The organism is Mesorhizobium sp. CU3, assembly GCF_006442965.1.
Classification (GTDB): Bacteria; Pseudomonadota; Alphaproteobacteria; order Rhizobiales; family Rhizobiaceae; genus Mesorhizobium.
Genome location: NZ_VFWX01000012.1, coordinates 145,360 through 171,665, shown reverse-complemented (window position 1 = coordinate 171,665; position 26,306 = coordinate 145,360). Strand labels below are relative to the sequence as shown.

The 26,306-nt window shown below is 60.4% G+C and carries 22 protein-coding genes; 13 read left to right on the top strand and 9 right to left on the bottom strand.

The genetic code is table 11. The annotated features are described in order from the left end of the window. Positions 1-29: 29 nt before the first annotated feature. Genes FJ988_RS19730 through FJ988_RS19720 form a run of 3 tightly spaced genes read left to right on the top strand, consistent with a single transcriptional unit; the run spans position 30 to position 2,957 of the window. The gene (locus tag FJ988_RS19730; RefSeq protein ID WP_140820009.1) at positions 30-1,190 is read left to right on the top strand and encodes an ABC transporter ATP-binding protein; all 1,161 of its coding nucleotides are present in this window, start codon (positions 30-32) and stop codon (positions 1,188-1,190) included. Then, positions 1,187-2,098, top strand: a complete 912-nt coding sequence (locus FJ988_RS19725; protein ID WP_140820008.1) for an ABC transporter permease — start codon at positions 1,187-1,189, stop codon at positions 2,096-2,098. The genes FJ988_RS19730 and FJ988_RS19725 overlap by 4 nt, the downstream gene beginning before the upstream one ends. 4 nt (positions 2,099-2,102) lie before the next feature. Then, complete coding sequence (locus FJ988_RS19720) at positions 2,103-2,957, top strand: ABC transporter permease (RefSeq protein WP_140820007.1); 855 nt, start codon at positions 2,103-2,105, stop codon at positions 2,955-2,957. Between the two features lie 81 nt (positions 2,958-3,038). On the opposite strand, the gene FJ988_RS19715 is transcribed toward FJ988_RS19720, so the two are convergent. The 4 genes from FJ988_RS19715 to FJ988_RS19700 all read right to left on the bottom strand — a co-directional run bounded on the left by FJ988_RS19715 (position 3,039) and on the right by FJ988_RS19700 (position 6,012). Continuing rightward, positions 3,039-3,221 (bottom strand): hypothetical protein, encoded by a 183-nt coding sequence (locus FJ988_RS19715; RefSeq protein WP_140820006.1) that lies wholly within the window; start codon positions 3,219-3,221, stop codon positions 3,039-3,041. A 226-nt stretch (positions 3,222-3,447) separates the two neighbouring features. Next, the gene (locus tag FJ988_RS19710; protein ID WP_246688606.1) at positions 3,448-4,296 is read right to left on the bottom strand and encodes a DMT family transporter; all 849 of its coding nucleotides are present in this window, start codon (positions 4,294-4,296) and stop codon (positions 3,448-3,450) included. 264 nt (positions 4,297-4,560) lie between these two features. Then, complete coding sequence (locus FJ988_RS19705) at positions 4,561-5,436, bottom strand: alpha/beta fold hydrolase (protein ID WP_140820004.1); 876 nt, start codon at positions 5,434-5,436, stop codon at positions 4,561-4,563. Between the two features lie 36 nt (positions 5,437-5,472). Beyond that, a complete protein-coding gene (locus tag FJ988_RS19700; RefSeq protein WP_140820003.1) occupies positions 5,473-6,012 on the bottom strand; it encodes a VOC family protein in 540 nt (179 codons plus the stop codon). 619 nt (positions 6,013-6,631) lie between these two features. Here FJ988_RS19700 and FJ988_RS19695 point away from each other — a divergent pair. Beyond that, the gene (locus FJ988_RS19695) at positions 6,632-7,360 is read left to right on the top strand and encodes a TetR/AcrR family transcriptional regulator (RefSeq protein WP_140820002.1); all 729 of its coding nucleotides are present in this window, start codon (positions 6,632-6,634) and stop codon (positions 7,358-7,360) included. 479 nt (positions 7,361-7,839) lie between these two features. Beyond that, the gene (locus tag FJ988_RS19690) at positions 7,840-8,883 is read left to right on the top strand and encodes a zinc-dependent alcohol dehydrogenase family protein (RefSeq protein WP_140820001.1); all 1,044 of its coding nucleotides are present in this window, start codon (positions 7,840-7,842) and stop codon (positions 8,881-8,883) included. Between the two features lie 44 nt (positions 8,884-8,927). Here FJ988_RS19690 and FJ988_RS19685 read toward each other — a convergent pair whose 3' ends face one another. Next, positions 8,928-10,898 (bottom strand): FAD-dependent oxidoreductase, encoded by a 1,971-nt coding sequence (locus FJ988_RS19685; protein ID WP_140820000.1) that lies wholly within the window; start codon positions 10,896-10,898, stop codon positions 8,928-8,930. 382 nt (positions 10,899-11,280) lie between these two features. Between FJ988_RS19685 and FJ988_RS19680 the strand changes: the two genes are divergently transcribed. After that, complete coding sequence (locus tag FJ988_RS19680) at positions 11,281-12,933, top strand: GMC family oxidoreductase (protein WP_181183603.1); 1,653 nt, start codon at positions 11,281-11,283, stop codon at positions 12,931-12,933. 165 nt (positions 12,934-13,098) lie between these two features. Here FJ988_RS19680 and FJ988_RS19675 read toward each other — a convergent pair whose 3' ends face one another. From FJ988_RS19675 to FJ988_RS19660, 4 genes are all read right to left on the bottom strand, one after another. Beyond that, complete coding sequence (locus tag FJ988_RS19675) at positions 13,099-14,133, bottom strand: alpha/beta hydrolase (RefSeq protein ID WP_140819998.1); 1,035 nt, start codon at positions 14,131-14,133, stop codon at positions 13,099-13,101. 109 nt (positions 14,134-14,242) lie between these two features. Beyond that, on the bottom strand, positions 14,243-15,367 hold the full coding sequence (locus tag FJ988_RS19670; protein ID WP_246688605.1) for an MFS transporter: 1,125 nt from the start codon (positions 15,365-15,367) through the stop codon (positions 14,243-14,245). Further along, on the bottom strand, positions 15,339-15,632 hold the full coding sequence (locus FJ988_RS19665; protein ID WP_140819996.1) for a hypothetical protein: 294 nt from the start codon (positions 15,630-15,632) through the stop codon (positions 15,339-15,341). Before FJ988_RS19665 ends, FJ988_RS19670 begins: the two co-directional genes overlap by 29 nt. Positions 15,633-15,747: 115 nt before the next feature. Continuing rightward, positions 15,748-16,938, bottom strand: a complete 1,191-nt coding sequence (locus FJ988_RS19660) for an ROK family transcriptional regulator (protein WP_140819995.1) — start codon at positions 16,936-16,938, stop codon at positions 15,748-15,750. A 114-nt stretch (positions 16,939-17,052) separates the two neighbouring features. Here FJ988_RS19660 and FJ988_RS19655 point away from each other — a divergent pair, with 114 nt between their 5' ends. The 7 genes from FJ988_RS19655 (at position 17,053) to FJ988_RS19625 (ending at position 26,165) form a co-directional block, all read left to right on the top strand. After that, positions 17,053-18,324: an ABC transporter substrate-binding protein gene (locus FJ988_RS19655; RefSeq protein WP_140819994.1), complete on the top strand. Its 1,272-nt coding sequence runs from the start codon at positions 17,053-17,055 to the stop codon at positions 18,322-18,324. 64 nt (positions 18,325-18,388) lie between these two features. Next, positions 18,389-19,273, top strand: a complete 885-nt coding sequence (locus FJ988_RS19650; RefSeq protein WP_140819993.1) for a carbohydrate ABC transporter permease — start codon at positions 18,389-18,391, stop codon at positions 19,271-19,273. Then, positions 19,273-20,124 carry a carbohydrate ABC transporter permease gene (locus tag FJ988_RS19645; RefSeq protein ID WP_140819992.1) on the top strand — a complete coding sequence of 284 codons (852 nt, stop codon included), beginning with the start codon at positions 19,273-19,275 and terminating at the stop codon, positions 20,122-20,124. The genes FJ988_RS19650 and FJ988_RS19645 overlap by 1 nt, the downstream gene beginning before the upstream one ends. Positions 20,125-20,191: 67 nt before the next feature. Continuing rightward, positions 20,192-21,337, top strand: a complete 1,146-nt coding sequence (locus FJ988_RS19640; protein WP_140819991.1) for an ABC transporter ATP-binding protein — start codon at positions 20,192-20,194, stop codon at positions 21,335-21,337. 25 nt (positions 21,338-21,362) lie between these two features. Then, on the top strand, positions 21,363-23,525 hold the full coding sequence (locus FJ988_RS19635) for a beta-galactosidase (protein ID WP_140819990.1): 2,163 nt from the start codon (positions 21,363-21,365) through the stop codon (positions 23,523-23,525). Positions 23,526-24,143: 618 nt separating this feature from the next. After that, entirely contained in the window at positions 24,144-25,043 is a 900-nt protein-coding gene (locus FJ988_RS19630) for an NmrA family NAD(P)-binding protein (RefSeq protein ID WP_140819989.1), read from the top strand. A 372-nt stretch (positions 25,044-25,415) separates the two neighbouring features. Next, positions 25,416-26,165, top strand: coding sequence for an electron transfer flavoprotein subunit beta/FixA family protein (locus FJ988_RS19625; RefSeq protein WP_140819988.1), 750 nt, complete (start codon positions 25,416-25,418; stop codon positions 26,163-26,165). Positions 26,166-26,306 lie beyond the last annotated feature (141 nt).

The following is a 26,306-nucleotide window of genomic DNA, read 5'->3' as shown; positions in this document are numbered from 1 at the left end:
CCCGTTTTGCAATCTTTAGAAAGCGGTCTATGAGCGAAGGTGTTGAACTCTCAGACGTTTCGGTGAATTTCGGTAGTTTCCGCGCCGTGAACAACGTCTCTGTGTCCATCAAATCCGGAGAATTCTTTTCGTTTCTTGGTCCGTCCGGCTGTGGCAAGACAACGATTTTGCGCACCGTGTCCGGTTTCATCGCACCAAGCGCTGGTGTCGTCAGCATCGGCGGACAAGACATGGCAGGGATTGGCCCGAATCGCAGACCAACAGCACTAATTTTTCAGAACCTCGCCCTCTTTCCGCTGATGTCGGTGTGGGAAAACATTGCGTTCGGTCTGGAAGTGCGCGGTGCCCCCAAGGCCGCGCGGCGCGCAAAGGCCGAGGAGCTTTTGAGGTTGGTTGACCTGCCGGGTGCAGCCGACAAGGCGATTGCCCAGTTGTCGGGCGGCCAGAAACAGCGCGTGGCGATCGCCAGGGCACTTGCGGTCGAGCCAAAAGTGATGCTGCTCGACGAGCCGCTCTCTGCCCTGGATTTGAAGCTGCGGCAACACATGCGCACGGAGCTGCGAGCCATCCAGAAGCGCACCAACATTACCTTCATTTATATTACGCACGATCAGGGCGAAGCGCTCGCGATGTCAGATCGCATCGGTGTCATGTCGCAAGGAAAACTCCAGCAGGTCGACACCCCAAAAAATATCTACGAGAACCCCGCCAACGGCTTCGTGGCATCCTTCGTAGGCGAAAACAATGTATTCAAGGGGAAGCTTGAAGATGTTCAAGCTGGCGTCGGTACGTTTCTGGCCTATGGCGGAGAGGTTCTGCGAGCCAGGGTGGGACCTGGCGTCAAGGCGTATTCCGAGGCGAAGCTCTATGTCCGACCAGAGCGTGTGACGCTCAGCCCACTGGGCGCGACCCCGCGACGGGGCGCGAACTCAGCCGCGGTGAAGATTACAAGCGTCGCTTTCGAGGGAAACTTCATCAGTGTGAACGCCAGTGACAATCGCGGTCGACGATATACGGTGCAGGTGCCAAACGACGCGTCCGTATGGGTTCCGCCTCTAGACGCAGAAGCGCGGCTCGAGTTCGACCCCGACAAGGCTACGGTATTGCAGGACGAATTGGCTGTGCGAGACAGCGAACAGGGCGAGAACACGCGGGGGAGGCAGTCCTTTGCCTTAGAGTTCGCTCAATGAAGGAGGTGGTGCGCAGATATGGCCTTGGCGCGACTGTCCTGATGGTTACGCTGACGGCTTTCTGGGTGCTGGCGTTGATTGTCCTCCCCTATCTTTTCCTCGTCGATGCGTCATTCCGGCCGTTCCTGCCGGCCGACCAGGTCGGCGGTCCGAACGACCACTACACTTTGCAGAACTACCTGACCCTTCTGAATCCGAACGCCACTAAGGACTTCCTGTTCCTGTCCATTCCGATCCACCTCTACGTCTTCTTCCAGACGGTCGCCCTCAGTTGCCTGGTCACCATGATCACATTGGCGCTCGGGTATCCCTTGGCCTACATCCTTGCCAAGGTGGTCAACCGACGCAGTGTCGCGACGCTTTTCCTCATCCTACTCATCCCGTTGTGGATAAGCGAACTGCTCCGCAGCTTCGCGTGGTACATTATTTTGGCATATCAAGGCCCGTTGAATGCGCTGCTGGGACTGTTCGGTGCCGGCCCGATACGCTGGATCAGTGGTTACAACGGCGTCATCATCGGCCTGGTCTATACCTATTTCCTATTCATGCTGTTCCCTGTCTACGGATCCCTTTCTACCCTGGACACCAATCAGATCGAGGCTGCTGAGGACATGGGCGCGCGCTGGTGGCAAATTCACCGCAGAGTGATCATCCCCCATGCAAAACCCGGCATCGCGTCTGGCTGCGTCATGGTCTTCATGATGTGCGCCGGAGCGCTCTTTGTGCCCAAACTGCTTGCTTCGCCAAGTTCGCGCTGGTTCACCGAAGTTATCATGCAATGGTTTTTTGAGGGGTTGGATTGGAACACCGGATCAGCCTACGCCTTCGTCCTGCTGCTGGTATGCACAATATTCGTGTCGTTGGTGATCCGGATCTTCAAGGTAAACTTGGCTGATATCGCACGGTGAGCCCATGAGAAAGCCGACCTTCACCAAAACGCTTTCAAATGGCTTCCTGGGGTTGTGCATCGCCTATATGGTTCTGCCCCTGATAATCATGGGCGGTGCCGGATTCAACGATTCACGCTTTCCATCTGTCTATCCGTGGCATGGTTTCACGGCGCGCTGGTTTGTTGACCTCTGGAACGATCAGCCCATGCTGGATGCGGGCATTAATACATTCTTCCTGGCACTTGTGGTGGTCGCCATATCGGTGCCCACAGGAACCGCTGCGGCACTACTGCTCAACAGCTGGCAGAGTAAGGCACGGCCGGTCCTATTTGGGATCCTGATCGCGCCGATCCTTACGCCCGGCGTGGTTGTCGGCATCTCGACTTTGCTGTTCTGGAAAGAATTCAACATCTCCGCAGGCCTCCACCTGTCAGCATTGGGACAGGTGTCCTACATCGCAACCTACGTGATGCTTCTGGTGCTTGCCAGGCTTCAGAGCTTCGATAAAGGCCTGGAGGAGGCGGCGCTCGATCTCGGCGCGAGCCATGGCCAGGTGATGCGCCGGATCGTTCTGCCTCACCTTTACCCCGCTATCGTCCTCGGCGCGGTGCTGGCTTTTTTCCAGTCTGTTGAGAACTACAACATAACCCTCTTCACCCGCGGCAGCGCGCAGACGCTCACCGTCTACATCGGCTCGATGGTGCGCACCGGGTTCACCCCCGAGATCAACGCGCTGGGCCTGCTGTTCATCCTTATTACCGTCGCCGGAGTGATCTATGTCGAGCTGAGGCGCCGGCGCCACGAACGCAGGGAACTCAAGCTCGAGGCGCTTGCCGCGATCGAGGAAGACAAGGACCTGCAGGGCATAGCCGCTTAGCGTTTCATGCGCGGGAACTGGGCAAGAGGCGCTAAGTCCGCGCTCCGGCGCTGCTCGAACAAATCCAGTGGAGTGCAACGCTCAGACCGGCGTCGGCGCGCGCCCCTGCGTGAACCAGGGCACGAGATTGTCGACAACCAGGTTGGCCATGACGCGCCGCGCGGGGCATGTGGCGACGCCATTTTGGATGTCAGGAACACGTTGGGCGATCAGCGCTTGCGGCACGTAGGGGTCATCTTCGAAAATGCCCAGTCCGGCAGCCAAGATGGCCCTGCCGCGTAGCGCCGGGATCAAGGCCTCCTCATCGACAGTGCTGCCACGCCTGATGTTGGCGGGGACCCCGACGGGTCCAAGCACCGCCGAGACCTACCAGTGGATCGCATGCGCGGTGGCGGCTCCCCCGGGAACGACAAGATTAGCTTTCAGCTCGGTCGACATCAGGCATCGCCGTGAAGGGCGTTTCGTCAGTCCAGTTCGTTGTCGCGGCATCCTATACAGCAGGGTTGGTGCTGATATCGCTTCTGCGCCACTGCAGAACCGCGTGCAGGACGATCGCCACGACAATAATGGCGCCGCCAACGAGTGTCGCTGGCGCCGGTCGCTCCGAAAACATGAGCCAGACCCAAGTTGGTGCGAGTACGACGTCCGCGGTGCTGAGCAGCGCGGCCTCATCCGCGGACAATAGCTTGGCACCGGACAGGTACAGGACAAGGGCCAGGCAGCTGTTGGTCGCGCCGAACAGGGCAAGGACTCCCCAGTCGAAGCGAGATATGCCCCCGACAGATGCCATTGGCAGAAAAAGCGCGAAGGTCACAAGGCAGCCGACCAAAACAGGCGGCAATATCGGGAGGTCCGGTTTGATCTTTGGTAGCAGCCCGATGACGGCGTAGGATAGCGTCAGGCCGAAAGCGAGAATGTCCCCAACCCGCAGCCCCACGGATCCGGACGAGACCACGATCACCGTGACTCCGAATAGGCAGACAAGTCCCGAAACCATCGTCGACCGCTTCAAGGGCTCTCTCAGGAGAAGGCGGGCGAGCAGCGCAGCTACAAACGGCAGCGTGGCGCCGATGAACATGACATTCGCGATGCTCGTATAGTACATCGCGCCCACAAAACACGCCTGGCCGGTCACCTGGCACAGCACCAGGGCAAATCCCGCCGGATGGGCCAGCGCACGCCATTGGTCGCGCCTATTGGGCAGGAGCAAGCAGGCGAGCCCCAGGAAGAGTGCGCCGAAAAGCGCCCTCAAAGCGATCGTCGTCGACACGTCGACGGAGAGCAGGCGCATGTAGACGCCGCTTGCGCTCCAGGCAAGCGTGGCGGCAAGGACGAACACCGTTCCCGCCCACCTGTCATTCCGGGCCATGCGCGTACAACCACCCCATTGGCTCACGAGGCCCCTTGCACCTGCTCGCGGTCTCGCCATTTCGCCGCCAGGGACATCCGAAGCACGCCTACTACAGTTTCAGGGCGGGAAGCTGGGGCGCGAAACCAAAGCGTCGCTGTGCGACCCTTGTTGCACCACATGGCGCCGTGTCGACCCCGGCCCAAGGGTGGCGGTCCGCCACCCCCGGCCGTGTCGAGCCACTGCAAGGCTTCCTCAGCCCCCGACCGGCCTATCGGTCTCGGCAAGGAGATGGCCGACCGCGCGCAACGAGGCTTCCTCATCCAGCATCGGCCAGTGGCTCCGGCCACTTATCGTGGTCAGGATGGCTCGCGGGTGCCCCGCAGCCATTTTCTTCGCCATCTCCAGCGTCAAATATCCCGAAAACTCTCCGCGCAGGATGGCCACCGGAATGGGGCCAAGCGACACGTAGTCGTCCCAGAACGAGGGCTTGGCGGCCTTGAACCGCTCCGTCTCGCGCTGCGTCAGTTCGTCGAAATCGCGGACGTAGCGACCCCCGCCGATGTCGCGATAGGCCTGAAGTGTGAATGCTCGCCAGTCGTCTTCGCTGAACTCGCTAAGATAGGGTCCATGCTGATCTCGTACCTTTCGAAGCGCGTCATCGAAAGTGTATGTGTTGTGATCCATGTGGGCGGCGATCTGTTTTGCGCCCGGCGACGCAGTCTCGGTCCCGACATCGTTCAGCACGATGCCGGCGATCCGATCGGGTTTGGTCCTTGCCATGTGCAGGGCAATGAAACCGCCGAGCGCCATTCCAACCACCACGACCCGCGGCAGCGTGAGCTCGTCGAGCAGCCTCCAGACGTCGGCGACGAGTTTGTCGAAATGATAGTCTGCGGCGTTAAACGACCTGGATGATTTGCCTCGCCCACGCAGATCCGGCGCCACGACCCGTCGCTCAGGCGCAATTTTTGCCGCCAGTCGGTTGAAGTCTGATGAGTTGCGCCAGAACCCAGCGAGGCAAAGCACCGGGGTAAGGCCACGGTCAATGGCAGGGCGATGATCCTGGTAATAGATCTCGCCGAAGCCCGGAACCGCTAAGCTACCCTCCAAAGAGGCGAAATTGTTCATCACCACCTTCCCTTTTGATCACCCAAGTCCGCCGCATCAAATTCCATAAAGGCTCTTCCCGTCCCACTCCGAGGCTGCCTTCTTCATCTTTTCCAACAGCGTCCCACCATCTGCAGGCTGAATGAGCTCGACAATCCCGCAAACCGGATTTCCATCGAAGAAAGCGGTGACTGTGCCGCTCGTTGCGACACCGCGTTGCACCTCACGCATGCCGGCCGTTCTTAGACGAGCCGCATCCTCGGCCAACCGCATGGTCCGGATTCCGACGTGGTGGATTGCGCCGTAGGGAAAGCCCCGAAATACCGATGGCGCTTGGTTGTGCTGTTCGATCAACTCGATTTGAACGCCGCCACCCCAAGCCAGCGCGATGCTGAAATCCACATCGCTGGGCGCCCCGTTCACAACCAATTCCGTGAACTTCAGGTGCTTTTGAACAAAGAACGGCCCTACGCCGAAATGTTCGACCCAATAACGCACGGCCACGTCGAGATCGCCCACGAGGTAGGCCACCTGCGCGATCGGCCCGAGAGTCGGTGGCGGATACGAAGAAACGTTGCGGGGAGGCTGAGCCGCCATCAGAAAGGTGACCTAAGTTGATTTATATCGTTTTTTATATGGATAATGTCGGCTCAACAAGCGAAAATCCGCCAAGCGTTGTAATTTTTCCAATCTTTAATCTGATATTGCCTTGAGCGTCTGGACGGGGATAAACTGGAATTGTCCTCATAGTCTCGATGAGACTATTGCTTCGAACGCGACAGACTTCCGAGATCCAAGGGGGTCGCTCGAGGCCTCTCCAACGGCGCTGCCGACACGAGCCAGGCGTCCAGCCGGTTCACATGTCGGATCAGGGTCCAACATATCTTAGTCCAGCATTGGACGATGGGATAGAAATCGCGTTTCCAGCCAAGACGCTTTGGCTAGACGAATATCCCTTGGCGAAGATTGTTGAATGATCTCGAAGCTCAGCGGGGACGTCGAATTGCATCGGTTCCAAGCGGCTCTGGGCGCGTGCCTAGCCAACGTTCTAGTCGATAGGCTATTAAGACCGAGCGGCTGCGCCATAGCGGGATGATTCGATTGTTATTGGATTTGGGACTAGCTCGTTTCAACACGCCGCCAGACCGGGCGCTTTGGGCTCTGCCGCATACCGAGCCCGTGAGCGGCGGCTGCTTTCCTTGATCGAGTGACCTGAATGGCAGACGACAAGACCCGTGTTCGACCGCGATCCTCGCTTCGCAAGGGTCGATCCGACATAATCGAGCATGTTGCTAGGCAGCCTTCGCAACAACGAAGCATGGATCGATTCGAGAAGATCCTTGATGCTTCGGAAAATCTACTCCAGACAGCAAACATAGAAGATATCAGCTTTTACGATATCGCTCGCCACGCCCACATATCGCCGGCGTCCATAAATTACTTGTTCCCTACTATGGCGGCGCTCAGAATAGAGCTAAGCAAACGTTACCTTCATAAGTCGTCGGAGGACGCGATCGCAGCTGGCCGGAATTTGGCTCGCCGCCGGGACCTTAGTTGGCAGGCTTGGCTCTACGAGGTCGGTAAACATGCCCGCGCCTCCTTCAACGATCACCGGCCTATGAGCGAAGCCTGCTTGGGGCCGATTTTGCATAGGGAATCGCGCCGGGCCAACATTGCCGAAAATGACAGGCTCGCCCAGGCGATGGTCAATATTTTGATGGAGCTTTTCATTCTCCCCGAGATACCGGGCCTTGTGCATAAGTTTGCTTTTGGTATCGAGATCGTTGATACGTTGTGGTCACGATCTTACGTGCTTCATGGGCATATAGATGACGACGCCTTCCAGGAAAGCATGCGCATGCAGACTGCCTATCTGCGCATGTTCTTGCCGGAGGTGCTGCCCGTAAATGAAGGCAGCGCCGAAGCAGCCAATGACTCAGGTTAGTCGGGCTGTCCTTCGCACGGCTATACCGGGCTGTGGTCCCACCCCGATCGGGAAGCGCAACAGCCCCGCCAGCTTCTAACGAATGGTGGCCAGCTTCTATTGGCCGGTGCCCATTCAGCTTCATTCGATCGCAAACCGTTGCCCCCGCCTTAAGAGGGTTGAGCTGCACCCATATTAATTTTATTAACGTCAGATCTTATGGCGAGAATGGGTCGACAACTGTCTTGATCCGGGGTATGTTTGAGCGAATTGCGGTTGGTGAAGCTGATCAAAATCGTGTTTGAGAGGTTGTCGGGCTTATCTCGGATCTGATTTTTGATCTCACCTCTTGGGAGGCAACCGTATCGCAGTCACACGTTCTTTGCCCCTAAGTCAAAGCAGGTACGCACGCGCCCCAACACGATGCAACTGCCTGGACTGACCCGCGCGCGAGGCATCCGCGCTCTGCCCACAAAGTTCGGACAACCAAGGAGCGATTAGTGAAAGCAATCGTATACGAAGCCTTTTCCGGAGCTCCCACAATCAGCACCGTTCCCGATCCCGAGGTTACTCCAGGCGGCGCTGTCATTGCGGTTGGGGCGACCGGTGTTTGTCGTAGTGACTGGCACGCCTGGGTCGGACACGACCCATCCATCGTCCTGCCGCATGTGCCCGGACACGAGTTCGCCGGCACCGTGGTGGCAACGGGCAAGGACGTCGCACGGTGGGCCATCGGTGACCGCGTGACGATGCCGTTCTCGTCGGGATGCGGGCACTGTCATCAATGCAGGACTGGCAATCAACACATATGCGACGTGCCATTTTCACCCGGTTTTTCCCATTGGGGGTCGTTCGCTCAATATGTCGCCGTGGAGCAGGCAGACCTGAACCTCGTCAAGCTGCCAGACTCACTTGAGTTCCAGGCCGCGGCCAGCCTGGGCTGCCGTTTTGTGACGTCTTTTAGGGCTGTCGTCGAACAGGGCCGACTGAAACCCGGTCAGTGGCTAGCAGTCTACGGGTGCGGAGGTGTCGGGCTGTCCGCGATCATGATCGGACACGCGTTGGGCGCGCAGATTGTTGCAGTGGACGTGGCATCCGAAAAGCTGACGCTGGCAAAATCGCTCGGAGCGAATGTGTGCCTCAACGCCAACGACTTCGCGGACGTCGCCGCAGCGGTAGCGGAGACAACCGGCGGTGGCGCGCACGTATCCATGGACGCGCTTGGGAACAAGGTTACCTGTTTCAATTCAATAAAGAGCCTTCGCAAACGAGGGCGTCACATCCAAGTAGGCCTCACAGTCGGGTCGCAGAGTCTTCCACCGATCCCGATGGAAGACGTTATCGTGCGGGAATTAGAAATCTACGGCAGCCTTGGTATGCAATCCCATGCCTATGAACCCATGTTTGGGATGATTGGCCGCGGACTTCTGCCTGTCCACCGTCTGATAGGCGCCACAACCAATTTCACAGGGGCCATCTCTGCCCTGGTCTCGATGGACCGGGCGGATTCACCTGGAGTTACCGTGGTAACCGACTTCTCGTGAGACAGCGCCGCGGCGGCACTACGGGTGTCGCCCGCGCAACCAACCTACAAGGCTATAGCCGCCTTCAAGCCTTCCAGAACGGCCTCCTCGGCGGTACGCGGCGTGAGGCAGTCACCGACGATATGTCGTTCTATCGGCAGCCCTTCAATCTCACGCTCCAGCCTACGGTCCGCTTCGCCGCCGTGACAGATCACAAGCGTGTCGACACCCTCGACCACGATAGGCTTCAGCGCTGCCACGTGCTCAAGATATACTGTGTTCCCGTCGGCGCCGTAGAGGCGTGCATAGTTGATAATCTTGACACCTGCCTCGAAAAGCCTCGCTGCGGATTTATCGCGAACATAGGTTGGCATCGTCTCGCCAGGTTGGATGCCCACTACGGCGATCGTGACATCGTGGCCGTTCTGCGAAAGTTGCAGGGCTGCGCCGACCCCTGCCCAGTCACAGGTGATGTCGGCAATAAGGACGCTTTGGCCCACTTTGGCGGTCCCAGCAATGACATCGTGGGCCGTGACGTGCTTGATCCCTTCGATGCGCTCCGGGGACGGCAAGCGTGGCGTCGACCCAGTGGCCAGCACGACCGCATCTGCCCCTTCGCTCTCGATAAGCTCCTTGGTGACCTTTTGCTTCAAGCGAACGGTTACGCCCGCCAATTCGACCTCGCGCGCAAGGTTGGTTACGATACCGCCGAATTCCGCTCGCCCTGACACTTTACTCGCCAAGATGGCCTGGCCACCAAGTTGGCCCGACGCCTCGCATAGGATGACGTGGTGTCCACGCATCGCGGCGACCGAAGCCGCCTTCATACCCGCTGGCCCACCACCCGCAACGATCACCTTCTTAGCACGATCGGCTTTGCCATAGGCGCCGAGTGTTAGTTCACGGCCAGATTCGGGGAATTGAATACAGGACACGGAATATCCGCGCTGAAAGTGGCCGATACAGGCTTGGTCGCATGCGATGCAGGCCCGGATGTCATCGATGCGACCTTCGCGAACCTTCGACACGAAGCGTGGATCGCAGATCATCGCCCTCGTCATGCCGGCCGCGTCCATGAAACCATTCGCAATCGCCAGTTCCGCCGATTGCGGGGTATTGAACCGTCCAGTCGCAACCAGCGGAAGCTTCAGCCGTTTCTTCGCCCGTTCGGCGAAGGGTACGACGTACCCGGTTTCAGCCGCCTCCATCGGCGCGACTATGTGCATGGCCCCGGCGCGCGTCGACGGCGTGCCTAGTACGATGTGGAGGTAGTCGACCAGCCCCGATGCATCGAGCCGCGCAAGGGCCTCCAGGCTTTCCTCCTCCTCCAGCCCGTCATTGTCGAGATCGGCCGCCGAGAGACGGAAGCCGAAAGCGATGTCCGGTCCGATCGTCGACCGTACCGATTGCGCGACCTCGAGGATGAAGCGGCAACGGTTGGCAAGGCTGCCGCCATATTCATCGGTGCGACTATTTATCGTGGCGGCGAGGAACTGGGCAGGCAGGTTTCCCTGGTTGCCGCAAATCTCGATACCGTCAACCCCCGCCTCGACGGCACGCGCCGCTGCCGCGCCATATGCCTCAACAATCTTGCGAATCTCGCTTATTGTCAGCGCGCGCGGCCTTATATGGAAACGCTCGGCATAAGTATCTGAGGACGAGAAGGTCAACGGAGCGCTGCCATCTGCCGCGCTGTACATTTCCCGACCTGCGTGCAGTAGCTGTGCAAAAACCTTGCCGCCCTCCGCGTGGATCGCGTCAGCCATGGCGCGATAACCCGGTATGGTCTCGTCGCTATCTAGGCGCGGCTGACTTGGCTGCGTGAAGGAGAAATCATCGATGCTGGCCGCAGTCAGGATGTTCAGCCCTGCCCCAGCGCGGGTCCGGGCCACCTGATAGGCGATGTACGCGTCATTGAGCAGTCCGTCGTCGCTCTGCAGAAGCGTCTCGTGGGCCGGGAAAATTATCCGGTTGCGAAGCTCCACCTTGCCGAGCTTGATCGGCGAGAGCAGATGCGGAAACTGGCTTTGCGTCATCGGTTGACCATGGCTGAGTTGTTGAATAATTGGATATTAATTGATTTTTTGGAGACGGCAAACCGTAAAGTTGCGGGACCTCGCATCGCGTTGAAATGATGAGATTTCGAGGCGATACCTCTCAGGGAGACAGGAATTGATCGATTACACCACTTGGAGGCAGATAAGGCCGCCTTCCGCAGGAAAGCATTTGCATGTCTAGGGTTGGGAAGCCCGATTTACCGGCTTAGCAGGGCTGATAAAGGCCTGAGATCCCGCGACCGCATTTCTGCAAATGGAGAGTTTGAAGCGCACGCCCTTCGGACAAACTCGGAGCCGGACCGAGCTTGCGTACAAACCAACCTCCATATAAGCTGATGTAAATCAGTTTATGGACATGGCCATGCTTCCGCCCCCCATCCCTCTATCCGACCTTGTATCCCGCCAATGGGACGTTGTTGTTATCGGCACGGGCATCGGCGGTGCGACATTAGGATACGCGCTTGCCAAGGCTGGCCGGAAGGTTCTCTTCCTGGAGCGGGGCTCATCCTACTTCTCTGCCGACGCTCTGACGGGCAACTGGTTGGAGGCCTTGGTTAAGGGTCAGCCCGATGGTCCGACCCCGGAGCAGCGGCGGCTTGCGGGCAGGCTCGACAAGCCGATAGACGATGTGACATCCGGTTCCGGACGAGCCATCCTTCCGCTCCTCGGTATCGGCACCGGCGGCAGCAGCGCGCTGTACGGGATGGTGATGGAGCGCTTCTTCCCGTCGGATTTCCAGCCCGGCCGCTACTTCCGCGATGCGCCAGGCGCCAATGTTCCAGACGTTTGGCCCGTCACGTTTGGAGAATTTGAGCCATACTATGCCAAGGCCGAAACACTCTACGGCGTGCGAGCCACACCGGATCCTTTTCGTCCACAGGGGGAGTCGTGCGGCACTACTATCCCGCCGCCGCTGACGCCGGCCAATCGGGAGATATTCGATGCGCTGGCCAGCAAGGGGCTGCATCCCTATCGCCTGCCAATGGCCTGTAACTTCGAACCGGGTTGCATGGAATGTCTGGGCTTTGTCTGCGCGAGGCAGTGTAAAGGCGACAGCGTCAAGGCTTGCCTCTCGCCGGCAGTATGGTTGCACGGTGCCGACCTGGTGACGGATTGCGAGGTCGAAACCCTGGAAGCGAAGGCCGGTGTCGTAACCGGTATCAATGCGATGGTGCGGGGTGAGCGCATCACTATTCGGGCGGAGACGGTCGTGCTCGCGGCGGGAGCGATCCACTCCCCGGCGATCCTCCTGCGTTCCGGGGAAATGCCGGGCCTTGCCAACGGTTCCGGACAGGTCGGCCGCAATCTGATGCGCCATCTCACGGACTATTATCTCCTCTACCCACGGACCGCTCCGAACCAAGGTTTTCTCAAGCAAGTGGCGTTCAACGACTTCTACGAGCGCAACGGAACTAAGTACGGCACTGTCCAATCCAACGGACGGTTTCCGCCGAACCGGTCCGTCGCGGCCTATTTCCGGGAGACGATGCGCGAGATTTGGGAACCGCTAGCAGTTCTCTTTCCAGTCATCAGACCTTTCGTTGAACGTCGTGTGGCCCAAGTCGTTAGGGACGCCCACGTCATGGTCGCCTTCCTGGAAGATCTCCCCTATGCCGAGAACCGCCTCGCGTTGTCACCCGATGGCAAGGGGTTGCGATTGACCTACAAGGTCGGATTGAATGACCGCACGAGGCTGCGCGAATTTCGCAGAATGATGGCGCAGGCGATCGCGCCGAAGCGATTCAAGGCGGTGCGGCGGGCGCACGACAGTAAGATGCTGGGACATGTCTGCGGCACCTGCCGATTCGGCGACGATCCAAACACCAGTGTGTTGAACCGCAACAACAGGGCGCACGACGTATCCAACCTCTACGTCGTGGATAGTTCGTTCATGCCAACATCGGGCGGCACGAACCCCTCGTTGACCATCGCCGCCAATGCTCTGCGGGTCGCCGACCACATCCTCACAGAGAGCGGGGCTGCGCCGGCGAAATCAGTTGCCGCTGCGGTGTGACTTTGGCCTCGGCAGCGGCCCCCGCGCAGACTTCCAACCCGACCACGTCATGCCCACCAACTGGTACCGGTGACTCGGCTTTGTCTGCCCAGGTAACGTGCGAAGGTGTGCACTGCGTCGCCGATGTCGACATTTCCGATCGGGCATGTTTCCAAGCCTGTGGTTTTACAAATGGGGCCAGTCGCGGCCAAATCTCTTAGGAGCTATCACGTTTTTGCTTCGAGAGACGTACAAACCCGCCAAACTGCGGAGCAGATCCTGGTTTTGTGCATAGGCGTTGTGGCCGAAGAAGTCGTCTTGGCTGAGGTCCGAAGTGTCGATCACGGAAATATTGTACTTCGACAGAATGGCCGAGTATGGCTTGAAATCCGTTGCCCCCAAACGGTCCACGTCACCAGCGAGCCATTTCGCCGTCTGGAGCGCAAGATCGTTTCGGGACGAAATGATGGTAATATGCGGACGCCTTGACCCTATCTCGAGCACCTGGCGTTTGAAAACGTCGACGTCGATATCTGGTGAGGCCAGTATGACATCATGAATTTTCCGGGAAACTCGGCCTTCCCTCAACGCCATGTCCCGCAGTGCCTCCATTGTCAGCCAGCCACCCATGGAATGGGCAAAGATGGTGACGTCTTCAACCGACGGATCGTCGACAGCGGATTTCAAAACCAGGTCCAGGCCGAATCTTGAGTAGATCGTGCTTTCACGATCATAGGCGTAGTCCAAAGGATTGGCGCGCGAAGGCCAAGTGAAAAGAACGGGAGCGGCTTCGATTCCAGCGTCGTGTACGACTTGCGCGAAGCGAAAGACCGCATCGGCATAACTCGTATTGAACCCATGCACAAAGATCAGGACGCGGTGATTTCCGCCGCTCGCCGTCTTGAACCAGGACTTTATGTGCCGGTTCGTCATCTGGTCGGCTTTCACGGTGACGAACGAGCGTCGAGGATCGGGGGCCTGAGGGTTCGGCCACTTAATTTTACCCGCCTGTCGCGTGGACGCGGGCGGCACCGAAACCACGATGTTGTCGAGCCTGACGTCCTCCCCTCGTTGCCCCGTGTAGCGCACGGCTGCGTCGCGCGATGGTTCTCGGGTCGTTGCAACGAGCATGTCGACGCGTGCGGTAGATATGCCCGAGACACCGGCCACAGGGCGCAAAATGTCGGCACTATGGCCACAGGCGGCAAGAATGAAAGACAATGACAGCGCCGCCAGCAGCCTTGACGATGGCCGGCTTCCGCGATTGCCGGATCTTTGCTGCGCCCGAGACCGTAAGACCCGACTGGACAGCGCTGGGTCCCAGCCAATACTATTCCACTGCTTCACGATCTAGCTTTGCCGGCAGGGTGCGATGCAGGTGGCCGAAAACCAGGGTGGCAGCCAGTGCGGCCAACGCGAGCGGAGCTAGGCAGGACCAGCCAAAAAACGAAACCCCGGACGCTGCGAAGATCGGCCCGGCTACTGCGGTGCCGATGGTGGCGCCGACGATTGCCACAACCAGGATGCGCGACATCAGCGAGCCGTCCGGATCGTTTTCTGTCAACACTCCGGTCAAAAATGGCGTCACGATGAAGAAGCCTATGTTGACGAACACCTGAGCGACAACGAATACCGGTACCGTCAGCACATTGAACAGAAAATGGATTGAAGCGGCCATAATCAGGAAGCCGAGCACCACGAACGGCAAGCGCTTGGCCTTGTCCTGGGCGGTGGCGGGGACGACCGCGCCTAGGAAGCCTGCGAGCGAAGCGCCAGCGAGGTAGAGGCCAATTTGCGAAGCGCTAAGGCCGACCCTCTCTCCGACGTAGCCGCAGACGGCCCACTGCGCCGCCTGGACCATATAGATGAGCAAGACAACGACCATGACAGCGAGCATCTTGCCTCCGGCGAGCTTGGAATGGTGGGTCGCTTCCGTCACCGCTATTCGGCTCCGAAAGATCAGCAGGAGCGGCGGCCCCATAATGGCGGTAAAGGCTGCCAGCATGAGAAAAACAGGCGCATCGGTTTGCCGCTGCGGCATCAACGACACGACAAACAGGAGCAGTCCCATGGCCAAGCCCCCAATGAGGTTAATAGCGCCCCAAAGTCGTTCCGCATCAGCCCGCGATGCCAGGCTCATGCTGACCAGGCTGAAGACACACCCTTCGCCGAGGCCGGTGATCAGACGCGCCGCTGAGAGCAGCAATGGGGTCTGCAGGTAGAAGCTGGCCACCTCCCCCGCGAGCACTGCAAACAGACTGGCGACTGCAAGCACCCAGGTCGGTTTCAAGCCGAGCTTCGGCGTCAGCAGGCCAAAAATGCCAATGCCGGCCAGTTCGGCACTTGCCACAATCGTCGCCAATCCCTCGTCGTAGCCTGCGACCTTGCTCATCGACAAGACAACAATGGGCATGACCGTCGTGCCGCTAAGCGCCACCGCATAGGCGGCGCTCAAGCCCAATATCCATCGAAGCATTGAACCTCCCAGACAAGTCGAGATAGCTGTTCAGACCGTTCCCGGTGTCCTTCAACACGTCGCGCTTCTCGATGTCGCGATCGGCATCAGCGTATGGCGCGACGGGCTGCCAGCAAGTGATCTTCTGGCCTCTTTTGTATCCGTTGCGGCCAATCCAGATGGCCGAGATCGCCCACAAAAGGGAGGCGGTTTCCGTGGAAACGTCGCCGCGGCCTTTGAGACGATGCGCCGCTGGCAGTGACATCTAGTCAGGGTGCGGCAATTCGATCACGAAGACCGGCATGGAATTCCGATCGCAAAACAACCGCCCCATCAATGCGCGTTGCGCTGCGGCGCCCGTCGGCGCCCTACCAAGAAAATCAAAACGCCTCGACAATATCGTGGCCCACTTCGCCAGGCCGGCTTTCGAAGTCGAAGAGCCTCCGAGTTGCTAGAGCAGCAGCACCTCTCTCCCAGGAATCGTCCGCCCAATCCGGCGTGATCGGCGGCGGCGTCCACATCGCATGGCGTTGCAAGGCCTCACGCATCGGCTCGAACAGATAGTCGCCGAAGGTGACAGCTTCGCCGCCGCCGACGATCACTTCCGGATCAACGATGTTGCAGAAGCCGCCAAGCAGCCTGCCGATGCCTTCGCCCGCCTCGCGCAATATATCCACGGCTGTTTGATCGCCGGCCCGTGCCGCGTCAAGCATGTCGTGGCGGCTTACCTCGCTGGAAAGACCCCTCGCCTCCTTCCAGCGCCTTACCATCGCCGGCTCCGAGAAGAACGTTTGCAGGCAGCCGCGGCGGCCGCACTCGCATTCCGGCCCGTTCGGATCGTAGATCGAATGCCCCATCTTGCCGGCGGCTCCGCTCGCGCCGTGATGCACGGCGCCGTCGATGACCACGGCGCAGCTGATGCCGGCGCCGATCGCGAGCGCGCCGACCGTGCGATGGTGACGGCCGAGCCCGAACAGTTGCTGGGCGAGCGCGAAGGCATTGGTGTCGTCGTCGGCCCAGACCGGAACCTGCACGAGTTCGGCAAGCATGGCGGCGATCGGCACATCGACCCAGTTGAACCGGTGGCTCAGCCGGCAGACGCCGTTGTCGATGACGCCCGGCACCGCGATGCCTATTCCGCTGAGCTGCGCGCCGGCCGGCGCGCGGCGATCCGCAAGCAGTTCCGTGACCGCGGTTGCGCAGGCCTCCACCGTGCTTTGCGGAGACGGATCGGGCACCACGACCTGCCTGGAGACAAGCGGCGTCGTGGCGAGATCGGTCAGCACGCAGTCGACGGCGCCGACCTTGAGCTTGAGACCGACCACCAACCGGCCGGCATAGTTTATGTTGACCGGGATCGGCCGCCGCCCCGGCGCCCCCTGACTGGCCTCGCCTTCGACCAGGATATTTTCGTCCAAAAGTTCGGAGACCACGAAGGTCACCGCGGCCGGGCTCAAGCCGCTACGCGCGGCCATGTCCGCCCTGCTCATCGGTCCGTCGGCTCTGATCATGTTCAGGATCAGTCGTCGGTTCATGGCGCGCGACGTCTGCTGATCACCCTTGAGCTTCATTTCTGCCTCATTATTAATTTTGTAAATTAACTATTGACCGGCTTCACCTGCATACGCTACGACTTGCCCCGGTTCAATCGGAATCCGGCTGCTCTCAGGGAGGAGAAAAAAGCCATGGCCATCGACGTTACGACTCTGTCCACGACAAGGCGCCGTTTCCTGAAGGGCACCGGCGCGGCTCTCGCCGCTTCCGCCGCCGGCGGGCTTTGCCTGCCGGCACTGGCGCAGGCGCAGGAAATCACCATCATTTCCAACCTCAGCAATGTCGGGCAACGCGACATCCTGCACAGGCTCGCAGCCGAATACGAGGCGAAATCCGGCGCCAAGGTCACCATCAACAACATGGATCACGAGGCGCACAAGACCGCGATCCGCAGCTACCTGGTCGTCGGCGCTCCCGACATCTGTTTCTGGTTCTCCGGCAACCGCATGAAGGCGTTCGTCAACAAGGGCCTGTTCGACGACATCTCGGATCTGTTTGCCCGCGAGAACTACAAGGGCGTGCTCGGCGCCACGACAAGTGCGGTCACCGTCGGCGACAAGCAGTATGGCCTGCCGATGGGCGGCCTGCTCTGGGGCCTGTTCTACCGCAAGGACGTCTTTGCCGAACACAATTGGACGCCGCCGAAGACCTGGACCGACTTTCTCGCCTTCGGCGAGGCGGCGAAGTCAGCGGGCATGGTCCCGATGAGCATGGGCACCAAGGAGCTTTGGCCGGCAGGCGGCTGGTTCGACCATATGAACCTGCGCGTCAACGGTCTCGACAAGCACATCGCGCTGATGGACGGCAAGGTCCAGTACACCGATCCGATGCTGACGCCCGTCTTCGACAAATGGAACGATCTGATCAAGGCAGGGTTCTTCTCGCCCAACCACAGTTCCTTCGGCTGGGAACAGGCCGGCGCCGCCCTTGCGCAGAAGAAAGCCGCCATGATGGACCTCGGCGGTTTCGTAAGATCCGCCTTCCCGGAGGCCGATATTCCGCAACTCGCCTACGCGCCGTTTCCCGAAGTCGCCCCCGGCGTCGCCAGGTATGAGGATTTCTCCGTCAATTCCGTTCACGTGCCTGCGAATGCGAAGAACAAGCAGGGCGCGCGCGACTTCCTCGCCTATTTCTACAAGCCGGAAAACCTGGGCGCCTTTCTCGCCGCCGAGGGAGCGATCCCGCCGCGCAACGACTGCCCGCCCAGCAAGGATCCGCTGGTCAACGCCGCCGTCGAGGAACTGAAGAAGGTGGTCGGCACGTCGCAATATTACGATCGCGACACCGATCCGGACATGGCCCAGGAAGGCATGACGGGGCTCCAGGAATTCATGGTCAAGCCCGAACGGCGCGACCAGATCCTCGAGCGTCTGGAAAAGACCCGCAAGCGGATCTTCGGTTAGTCCTCCCGGGCCTGGCGGGCCGCCGCCTCTCCCCGGCGGTCCCGTCTCTTTTGGATGAATTCCCATGCCCCGCTTCTGGCGCAGAAATCGTCATTGGATGACACCGGCACTTCTCCTTCTGCCGGGCCTCGTCCTGTTCGGCCTGGTGATTCTGGCCGCCTCCTTCGAGACGGTCTGGATTTCGCTGCATGACTGGGACGGTATCGGCGCGAAAACCTGGGTCGGCCTCGCCAACTACGTCGAGCTGGCTGAAGACCCGCAATTCTACGTCTCGCTCAAGAACAATATCATCTGGCTGCTGATCTTCATGCTGGCGCCGCCGATCGGCCTCGGCTTCGCGCTGATCGTCAACCAGAAAATCCGCGGCATGCGCATTCTGAAGTCGCTGTTCTTCGTCCCGCTGGTGCTGGCGACGGTGACCGTAGGCGTCGTTTTCGGCTGGGTCTACGATCCGAACTACGGGCTGCTGCAGCTGATTTACGGCCTGTTCGGCGGCACCACGCCGGCGCTGCTTTCCGATGAGAATTTCGCCACTTTCGCGGTCGCCGCCGCCGGGCTTTGGCCGCAGATCGCCTTTTGCATGGTGCTGTTCCTGGCCGGGCTGAACAACCTCGACGAGGATCTGATCGGCGCCGGCCGCGTCGACGGCGCGCGCGGCTGGCGCATGCTGCGCCATGTCGTCCTGCCGCAGCTCTCGCAGGTCGGCTTCATCGCCATCGCGGTCACCGTGATCGGCGCGCTGCGCTCCTTCGACATGGTCGCGGTCATGACCACCGGCGGTCCCTACGGCTCCTCGACCGTGCTCGCCTATCAGATGTACGAGGAATCGATCTTCTCCTACCGCTTCGGCTACGGCGCGGCGATCGCCACCGTTCTGTTCGTGATCATGATCGCCTTCATCGCCTGGTATCTGCGCGGCCTCCTCAGAGCCGAACGGAGCAACGCCTGATGTACCCGCGCCCGATCCCCGAAGACGCAAAAATCCAGCGCGTGCTCTATGTCGGCGGCGTCACCCTGGTCGTCGCGCTGTGGCTGCTGCCCCTGATCGCCGTCATGCTGACGTCGATCCGGTCCAACGAAGAGCTGATGGCGGGCAATTACTGGGGCTGGCCGCAGAAATTCAGCCTGGTCGAGAACTACACCGCGGTTTTCCAGCAGACCGCCATGCTGCGCTTCTTCCTCAACAGCCTGCTGATCACCATTCCCTCGGTGATCGGTGTGCTGATCCTGTCGACGCTGACCGGCTTCGTGCTGTCGCGCTATCCGTTCCGCGGTTCGAACCTCATCTTCGCGCTGTTCGTCGGCGGCAATTTCCTGCCGGCCCAGATCATGATGATCCCGGTCCGCGACCTCATGGTGCGGCTCGGCCTCTATGACACGATCTACGCGCTGATCGTCTTCCACATCGCCTTCCAGACCGGCTTTGCGACGCTGTTCATGCGCAACTTCATCGCTGCCTTGCCGGGCGAACTGTTCCAGGCCGCGCGTGCCGAGGGCGCTTCGCCCGCCCAGGTGCTGCGCCATGTCGTGGTCCCGCTGGTGCGGCCGGCGCTGGCCGCGCTCGCCATCCTCACCTTCACCTTCATCTGGAACGACTATTTCTGGGCCATCGTGCTCACCCAGAGCGACGCGGTCAAACCCGTCACCGCCGGGCTGAACAATTTGCGCGGCGAATGGACGTCGGCCTGGAACATCGTGTCGGCGGCGACGATCTTCGTCGCCCTGCCCCCGGTCGTCATGTTCTTCCTCATGCAGAAGCACTTCATCAGCGGCCTCACCATGGGGGCGGTCAAGGGATGAGGCTCCTACCACCAATCCACGCCGGACCATGCGGACGCATCCGGCAAGCAGCGAAAGGCGCCTCGCGATGAGCAGCGTTGAACTGCGCAAGGTCGACAAGCACTATGCCGGCTACCATGCCCTGAAGGCGATCGACCTGACGATCGAAAAGGGCGAGTTCGTCGTCATGGTCGGGCCTTCAGGCTGCGGCAAGTCCACCTTGCTGAAGACCATCGCCGGGCTCGAAACCATCAATTCCGGCCAGGTCGTGATCAACGGCCGTGACGTCACAAGGGAAGAGCCCGGCGACCGCGGCATCGCCATGGTCTTCCAGTCCTATGCGCTCTACCCGCATATGACCGTCGCCGAGAACATGGGCTTCGGCCTGCGCATGGCCAATCGGCCGAAAGCCGAGATCGATGCCGCGGTCAAACGCGCCGCGCAGATCCTTCGCCTGGAGGAGCAGCTCGGCAAGCGGCCGAAGCAGCTGTCCGGCGGCCAGCGCCAGCGCGTCGCGATCGGCCGCGCCATCACCCGCTCGCCCGAAGTGTTCCTGTTCGACGAGCCGCTGTCGAACCTCGACGCCGCGCTGCGCACCCAGATGCGGGTGGAGCTTTCGGGCCTGCACGCGCAACTCGGATCCACCATGATCTACGTCACCCATGATCAGGTCGAGGCGATGACCATGGCCGACCGGATCGTGGTCCTGAACAAAGGGCTGATCGAGCAGGTGGGCTCGCCTCTCAAGCTCTACGCCAACCCCGCCAACCTCTTCGTCGCCGGCTTCCTCGGTGCGCCGCGGATGAACTTCATCGAGGCGCGGGTCGAGTCCGTCTCCGCTCCCGGCGTCACGCTGGCCGCCGCCGGAATTCCGCCATTCGCCATGGGCGGCCTCGATGCCAGCGGCCTTGCCGCCGGCGATGCCGTCACAATCGGCATCCGGCCGGAAAATCTGCGCATCGTCGAGCAGGCCACCGCCGGGACCGTCACCTTCCCCGGCGAGGTGCGGCTGGTCGAACATCTCGGCCGCGAAACGGTGCTCTATCTCGACGCCTCGCCACTTCAGGCGACCAATTCCGACAGCGGCACCGGCAATTTCACCGTGCAGCTCAACAAGGTGTCCCCGATCGGCGTCGGCGCCCGCATGACGGCCGGCTTCGATCTGGCCGACGCCTACCTCTTCGGACCCGACGGCCGCACGTTGACCCGGCCCAAAACAATCCCCTCAACCTGACCTGAAATCCAAGAGTATCATCCGCATGCCGCGCAAGACGCCCGCCCCGCTCTCCGTTTGGCGACCGCTCAGTCTCGACCGCTTCCTGCTGGGAGCGCCGCACTATCCCGAACATGTCTATGAAAGCTGCTGGCGGCGCGATGCCGAGCGCATGGCTGCTGCCGGCGTCAACACGGTGCGCATGGGCGAGTTCGCCTGGCATATTTTCGAGCCCTATGAGGGCAAGTTCGAGTTCGGGCTCTTCGACCGGGCGATCGAGGTTCTCGGCGCCGTCGGGATCGACACCATCCTGTGCACGCCGACGGCGACGCCGCCGCGCTGGCTGACCGTCAACTATCCCGAAGTGCTGCGCGTCGACGTCAACGGCCGTCCCGCAAGCCACGGTTCGCGTCAGCATGCCGACACCACCAGCCCGGTGTTCCGCGGCCACAGCCGCCGCATCACGCGCGCAATGGCCGGGCACTACAGGAACAATCCCCGCGTCATCGGCTGGCAGACCGACAACGAGCTCAACACCACCGTTTCGGAATCCTTCGCCCCGGCGACGCGGCTGGAGTTCCAGAAATTCCTGCAGCACAGATACGGCGCGATCGACGCGCTGAATTTCGCCTGGGGCGGCCATTTCTGGGCGACCGCCTATGACGATTTCTCGCAGATCGACTTGCCGCGGCCGCTGATGCCGTCTTACCCGAGCCCCGGGCACGTGCAGGACTATCACCGGTTTCTGGCCGCGGCGACCGCTGCCTTCCAGCACGACCAGGTCGAGATCCTGCGCGCGACCAATCCGGACTGGTTCATCTTCCACAATCTCGGCCAACTCGTCGACATCGATTTCCGTGGCCAGTTCGGTCAGGACCTCGATTTCATCGGCTTCGACATCTACCCGATGCTCTACGACGAGATGCGGCGCACCGGCGGCCATGCCGCCACGCAGGCGCTGCATCTCGACATCTGCCGCGCCTATTCCGGCAACTACATCGTGCCGGAGCAGGCCTCGGGCTTCGGCAGCCAGCCGGGCTTCTCGACGATGACGCCGGAGCCCGGCGAGATGCGGCGCATGGCGATGACATCGGTGGCGCGCGGCGCCGACGGCATCATGTTCTTCCGCTGGCGCCCGGCGCATTTCGGCGCCGAGATCTATTGGATGGGCGTCCTCGATCACGACGACGTTCCAAGGCGGCGCTACGACGAGGCAAGCCGCTTCTTCCATGAGATCGCCGCCATCAAGGATCGGATCCTCGGCACCGCGGTCAAGATGGACGTGGGCATCGCCGGCGCCGACTTCGACAATCAGGAGGCGCACAAGACCTATCCGATCGGACTGCCGAGCCCGCTCGACGACGCGATGATCCTGCACCGTCACTGCTACCGCCAGGGCATAGCGTGCGGTTTCATCCATCCGGAAGACGACCTGTCGCGGCTTAAAGCGCTATACGTCCCGCATTGGGTGATGTGGAAGGATCAGTGGAACGACGCCGTCGAGACATTTGTCCGCAATGGCGGCACCTTGATCCTCTCGGCGCTGACCGGAACACGGGACGAGAACAACCACATCATTCGCGACCAGGCCCCCGGCAAAACCCTCTCGGCATTGAGCGGCGTCAGGGTCAGCGAGTTCGGCCGCCTCGTTCCGGAGGGCGGCACGGGACTGTTTCCACTGTTCCGCCAGGTGGCGATGGGCGCCTACGAGCCGCCATCGCCGCTGCCGTCGTCATCGGCGGACCGCAAATACCGCGTCACCTTCGGCAACAGGCAGTTCGACGCCGCCCACCTCTATGAACTGCTCGAGGTCGCCGACGACACCGAAGTGCTGGGTAAATGGTCGAACCGGTTCTGCGCCGGGCAGCCGGCAATCACCAGCCGGCAGGTTGGCAAGGGCCGCGTCGTTTATGTCGGCACTTATCTAACGCAGGAACTGGCAGAAGCCATTGCCGATGTCGTCCTGGCCCAGGCGGATGTCTCGCCGTTGCTGCCGGATTTGCCGAGAGGGGTGGAGGTGTCGATCCGCGAAGCCGAGGATCGCCGGTTGATGTTCATCCTCAACACTAGGGAAGAGCCTATCGCCGTGCAGGATGTGCCACCCGGCAAAGACTTGCTCACGGGCAATTTGGTTGATGGCATCGTTGAACTCGAAGCCTACGGCTGCGCCATAATATCCCTTTCGCTGCCCAACGCGATCGAGTTTTGAGTGCGATTGCTTGGCTCCGATTTGCTTTCCGTAACGCTCATGTATGCGAGAACAATATCGTCAGCGATGCCTTCTTCACTGGCCTGATGCAACCTGTGTTCACGCGTCCACCCAGGTAGCGCTGACAACGATGCGACCGGCCGCCTCGCTGAAAGCAGTCCAATCCGGAAGCTTAGCATTCGCCCAACTCGGCCAACGACCCGCTTGCATGTTCCGTCACCAACTCGCGCAATTTATTGATCGTTAATCAGTTTGTCTTTCACCCAGCACGAATTTCAACCCAACCAGTCGCACGACAGGCGGTATGCGGAGACAGCTTGAAAGAGCGATCCCGGAAGTCAGCGACGCCCAAGTGGTTCGTTGGAACCTATTCGACGGAAGAAATGAATTGATCCTAGCGCTAAATAATTGAAATTACGTCGTTTCAAGATAGGATCAGATCCTCGTTTCCCCTCCGATCGAAATCGCCAAGGCAGTGAGTCCCGCCAAGCTGTAGGCGCCAACTCGATTCAATTCGTCAACTGCGACCCGTGCGCACCAGCCGGCCGCCTCCGCAACCTCCTTGCGAGCGTTGACCATATCCCTAATCCTGTTAATATCAGCTTTTGTGAACGAGCGATGGAAGTTGCAATGAGACCTATACTGATCCTAGGAGCGACGGGAAACATTGCGGCGCCTGTGGCTCGAGAATTGGCCGCCAAGGACGATGTTAGGCTGCGGCTAACTAGCCGATCCGAGGCAGGTAGAGACAAGCTAAGGGCCGAGTTTCCCGGTGCCGAAATCATGTCGGCCGACTGGTTGGACAAGACCAGCTTGGATCGTGCATTCGATGGTATCCACGGCGCATTGATGGTCACCCCTGATTTCACCGACGAGGTCACAGCTGTTGCAAACGTTCTAGCGGCCGCCAAAGGGTCGCCCGTCTTTGAGCACCTTGTCCGCCTCATAGCCATCCCGCCGATCGCAAAAGAGGATATGACGGAAGAGTGGCTGCGCACCAATGCCGGTGTGGCGATGCATTGGATGGCGATGGAAGCCTTCAGGGGCACCGACATTCCAATAACCTTCGTGAACGTACCAACGTGGACCGATTTTCACTTGGTCACAGCCGGGGCCCAGTCTGTCAGAGAGCGGCGCGAACTTCCCATGAAAGGTGACGCGGCAAGGCTCTGGATTTCCGAAGACGACATGGGCGAAGTGTTTGCCAAGATTTTGCGGGAAGGCCCAAAGCAGCACGTCGGTCGAACCTATGTCTTAACCGGGCCGATGCGGCATCGCTTTGGTGAGATTGCAGAGATGATTTCTGATGAGATTGGCGAGAAGGTAACTTGGGTAGAGTCCGACGAATCTTTTAAGCTGGCATTGGGGGAGCATGCTGAGGCGCTAACCACTTATGCGCGTTATTCCAGTAAGCACGCGGAGAAACAGCAGCATACGAAAACTCTCGAGGAACTGCTTGGCCGCGCGCCGACGACTCTGCGGGAATACATCGCCAGATACAGAGCAAGCTTTATTTAAGAGATGAGGATGCTCGCCCGGTTGCCAGCAGCTCCTCCGATGGACTTGCGGGGGCTTCACATCAACCGCTCGATATTGTCAGCGAACGGCCACGCGTCACTCGATACCGCTTCCGTCTCCAGGTCCTGTATGGCCTCAATACTGCCAGGCGGTTTCGAAGCTCGGTCTTATCTCCGTGGCGGGCGTTTTACTCACCAGGTCAGAGGCCCGGCGGAGGACTTTCTTGAAGCTGCCGACGCCTTCGTTCCGGAAGCGGGCACGCTGATGTTTCATCATGGTGCAGCGTTTCCGACGCCCTGGCCAACCGGAAGGTGACATCCACTTTTCGGGACAGGGTAATCAGAAATACTCTTAGGCAAAGGGAAGTCTTTCATGAAAATCCTGGTTCCGATTAAGCGTGTCGTCGATGCCAACGTCAAGGTCCGGGTCAAGGCCGACGGACAGGGCGTGGAGCTTGCCAACGTCAAGATGGCGATGAACCCGTTCGATGAGATCGCGGTCGAGGAAGCGATCCGCATCAAGGAAGCCGGCAAGGCCGAGGAGATCATCGTCGTCTCGATCGGCCCGCAGCAGGCGCAGGAAACGCTGCGCACCGCGCTCGCCATGGGCGCCGACCGCGCCATCCTGGTCAAGACCGACGAGCAGACCGAGCCGCTCGGCGTCGCCAAGGTGCTCAAAGGCGTGGTCGAGGCGGAGAAGCCTGGCCTCGTCATCCTCGGCAAGCAGGCGATCGACGATGATAGCAACCAGACCGGCCAGATGCTGGCGGCACTGCTCGGCTGGGCTCAAGGCACCTTCGCCTCCAAGATCGAGCTTGCCGGCGACAAGGCCAAGGTGACGCGCGAGGTCGACGGCGGCCTGCAGACGGTGGAACTGAAGATGCCGGTGATCGTCACCGCCGACCTTCGCCTCAACCAGCCGCGCTATGCCTCGCTGCCCAACATCATGAAGGCCAAGAAGAAGCCGCTCGACGAGAAGAGCCCGGCCGACTACGGCGCCGACGTCAAGCCGCGCCTCAAGGTGGTCAAGACCGAGGAGCCGAGCGGCCGCAAGGCCGGCGTCAAGGTCAAGTCGGTGGCCGAGCTCGTCGAAAAGCTGAAGAACGAAGCCGGCGTGCTCTGAGGAAATCCGATGAGGCCGGCCTGCAAACGGCTGGCTTCTGCGCTTCCGGTGCTCACCTACGGATGTACGCTCCGATCCGGTTCTCGAAACCAACCGTTTTCGGCTCGGCCTGACCGGATTTCAGGGAGCCTCGAAGACGAA

Excerpts from the sequence above, each read along its gene's own strand:
- FJ988_RS19730 (WP_140820009.1), top strand. The coding sequence starts at position 30 with ATGAGCGAAGGTGTTGAACTCTCAGACGTTTCGGTGAATTTCGGTAGT.
- FJ988_RS19725 (WP_140820008.1), top strand. The coding sequence starts at position 1,187 with ATGAAGGAGGTGGTGCGCAGATATGGCCTTGGCGCGACTGTCCTGATG.
- FJ988_RS19720 (WP_140820007.1), top strand. The coding sequence starts at position 2,103 with ATGAGAAAGCCGACCTTCACCAAAACGCTTTCAAATGGCTTCCTGGGG.
- FJ988_RS19705 (WP_140820004.1), bottom strand. The coding sequence starts at position 5,436 with ATGAACAATTTCGCCTCTTTGGAGGGTAGCTTAGCGGTTCCGGGCTTC.
- FJ988_RS19700 (WP_140820003.1), bottom strand. The coding sequence starts at position 6,012 with ATGGCGGCTCAGCCTCCCCGCAACGTTTCTTCGTATCCGCCACCGACT.
- FJ988_RS19695 (WP_140820002.1), top strand. The coding sequence starts at position 6,632 with ATGGCAGACGACAAGACCCGTGTTCGACCGCGATCCTCGCTTCGCAAG.
- FJ988_RS19685 (WP_140820000.1), bottom strand. The coding sequence starts at position 10,898 with ATGACGCAAAGCCAGTTTCCGCATCTGCTCTCGCCGATCAAGCTCGGC.
- FJ988_RS19680 (WP_181183603.1), top strand. The coding sequence starts at position 11,281 with ATGCTTCCGCCCCCCATCCCTCTATCCGACCTTGTATCCCGCCAATGG.
- FJ988_RS19665 (WP_140819996.1), bottom strand. The coding sequence starts at position 15,632 with ATGTCACTGCCAGCGGCGCATCGTCTCAAAGGCCGCGGCGACGTTTCC.
- FJ988_RS19660 (WP_140819995.1), bottom strand. The coding sequence starts at position 16,938 with ATGAAGCTCAAGGGTGATCAGCAGACGTCGCGCGCCATGAACCGACGA.
- FJ988_RS19655 (WP_140819994.1), top strand. The coding sequence starts at position 17,053 with ATGGCCATCGACGTTACGACTCTGTCCACGACAAGGCGCCGTTTCCTG.
- FJ988_RS19650 (WP_140819993.1), top strand. The coding sequence starts at position 18,389 with ATGCCCCGCTTCTGGCGCAGAAATCGTCATTGGATGACACCGGCACTT.
- FJ988_RS19645 (WP_140819992.1), top strand. The coding sequence starts at position 19,273 with ATGTACCCGCGCCCGATCCCCGAAGACGCAAAAATCCAGCGCGTGCTC.
- FJ988_RS19640 (WP_140819991.1), top strand. The coding sequence starts at position 20,192 with ATGAGCAGCGTTGAACTGCGCAAGGTCGACAAGCACTATGCCGGCTAC.
- FJ988_RS19635 (WP_140819990.1), top strand. The coding sequence starts at position 21,363 with ATGCCGCGCAAGACGCCCGCCCCGCTCTCCGTTTGGCGACCGCTCAGT.
- FJ988_RS19630 (WP_140819989.1), top strand. The coding sequence starts at position 24,144 with ATGGAAGTTGCAATGAGACCTATACTGATCCTAGGAGCGACGGGAAAC.
- FJ988_RS19625 (WP_140819988.1), top strand. The coding sequence starts at position 25,416 with ATGAAAATCCTGGTTCCGATTAAGCGTGTCGTCGATGCCAACGTCAAG.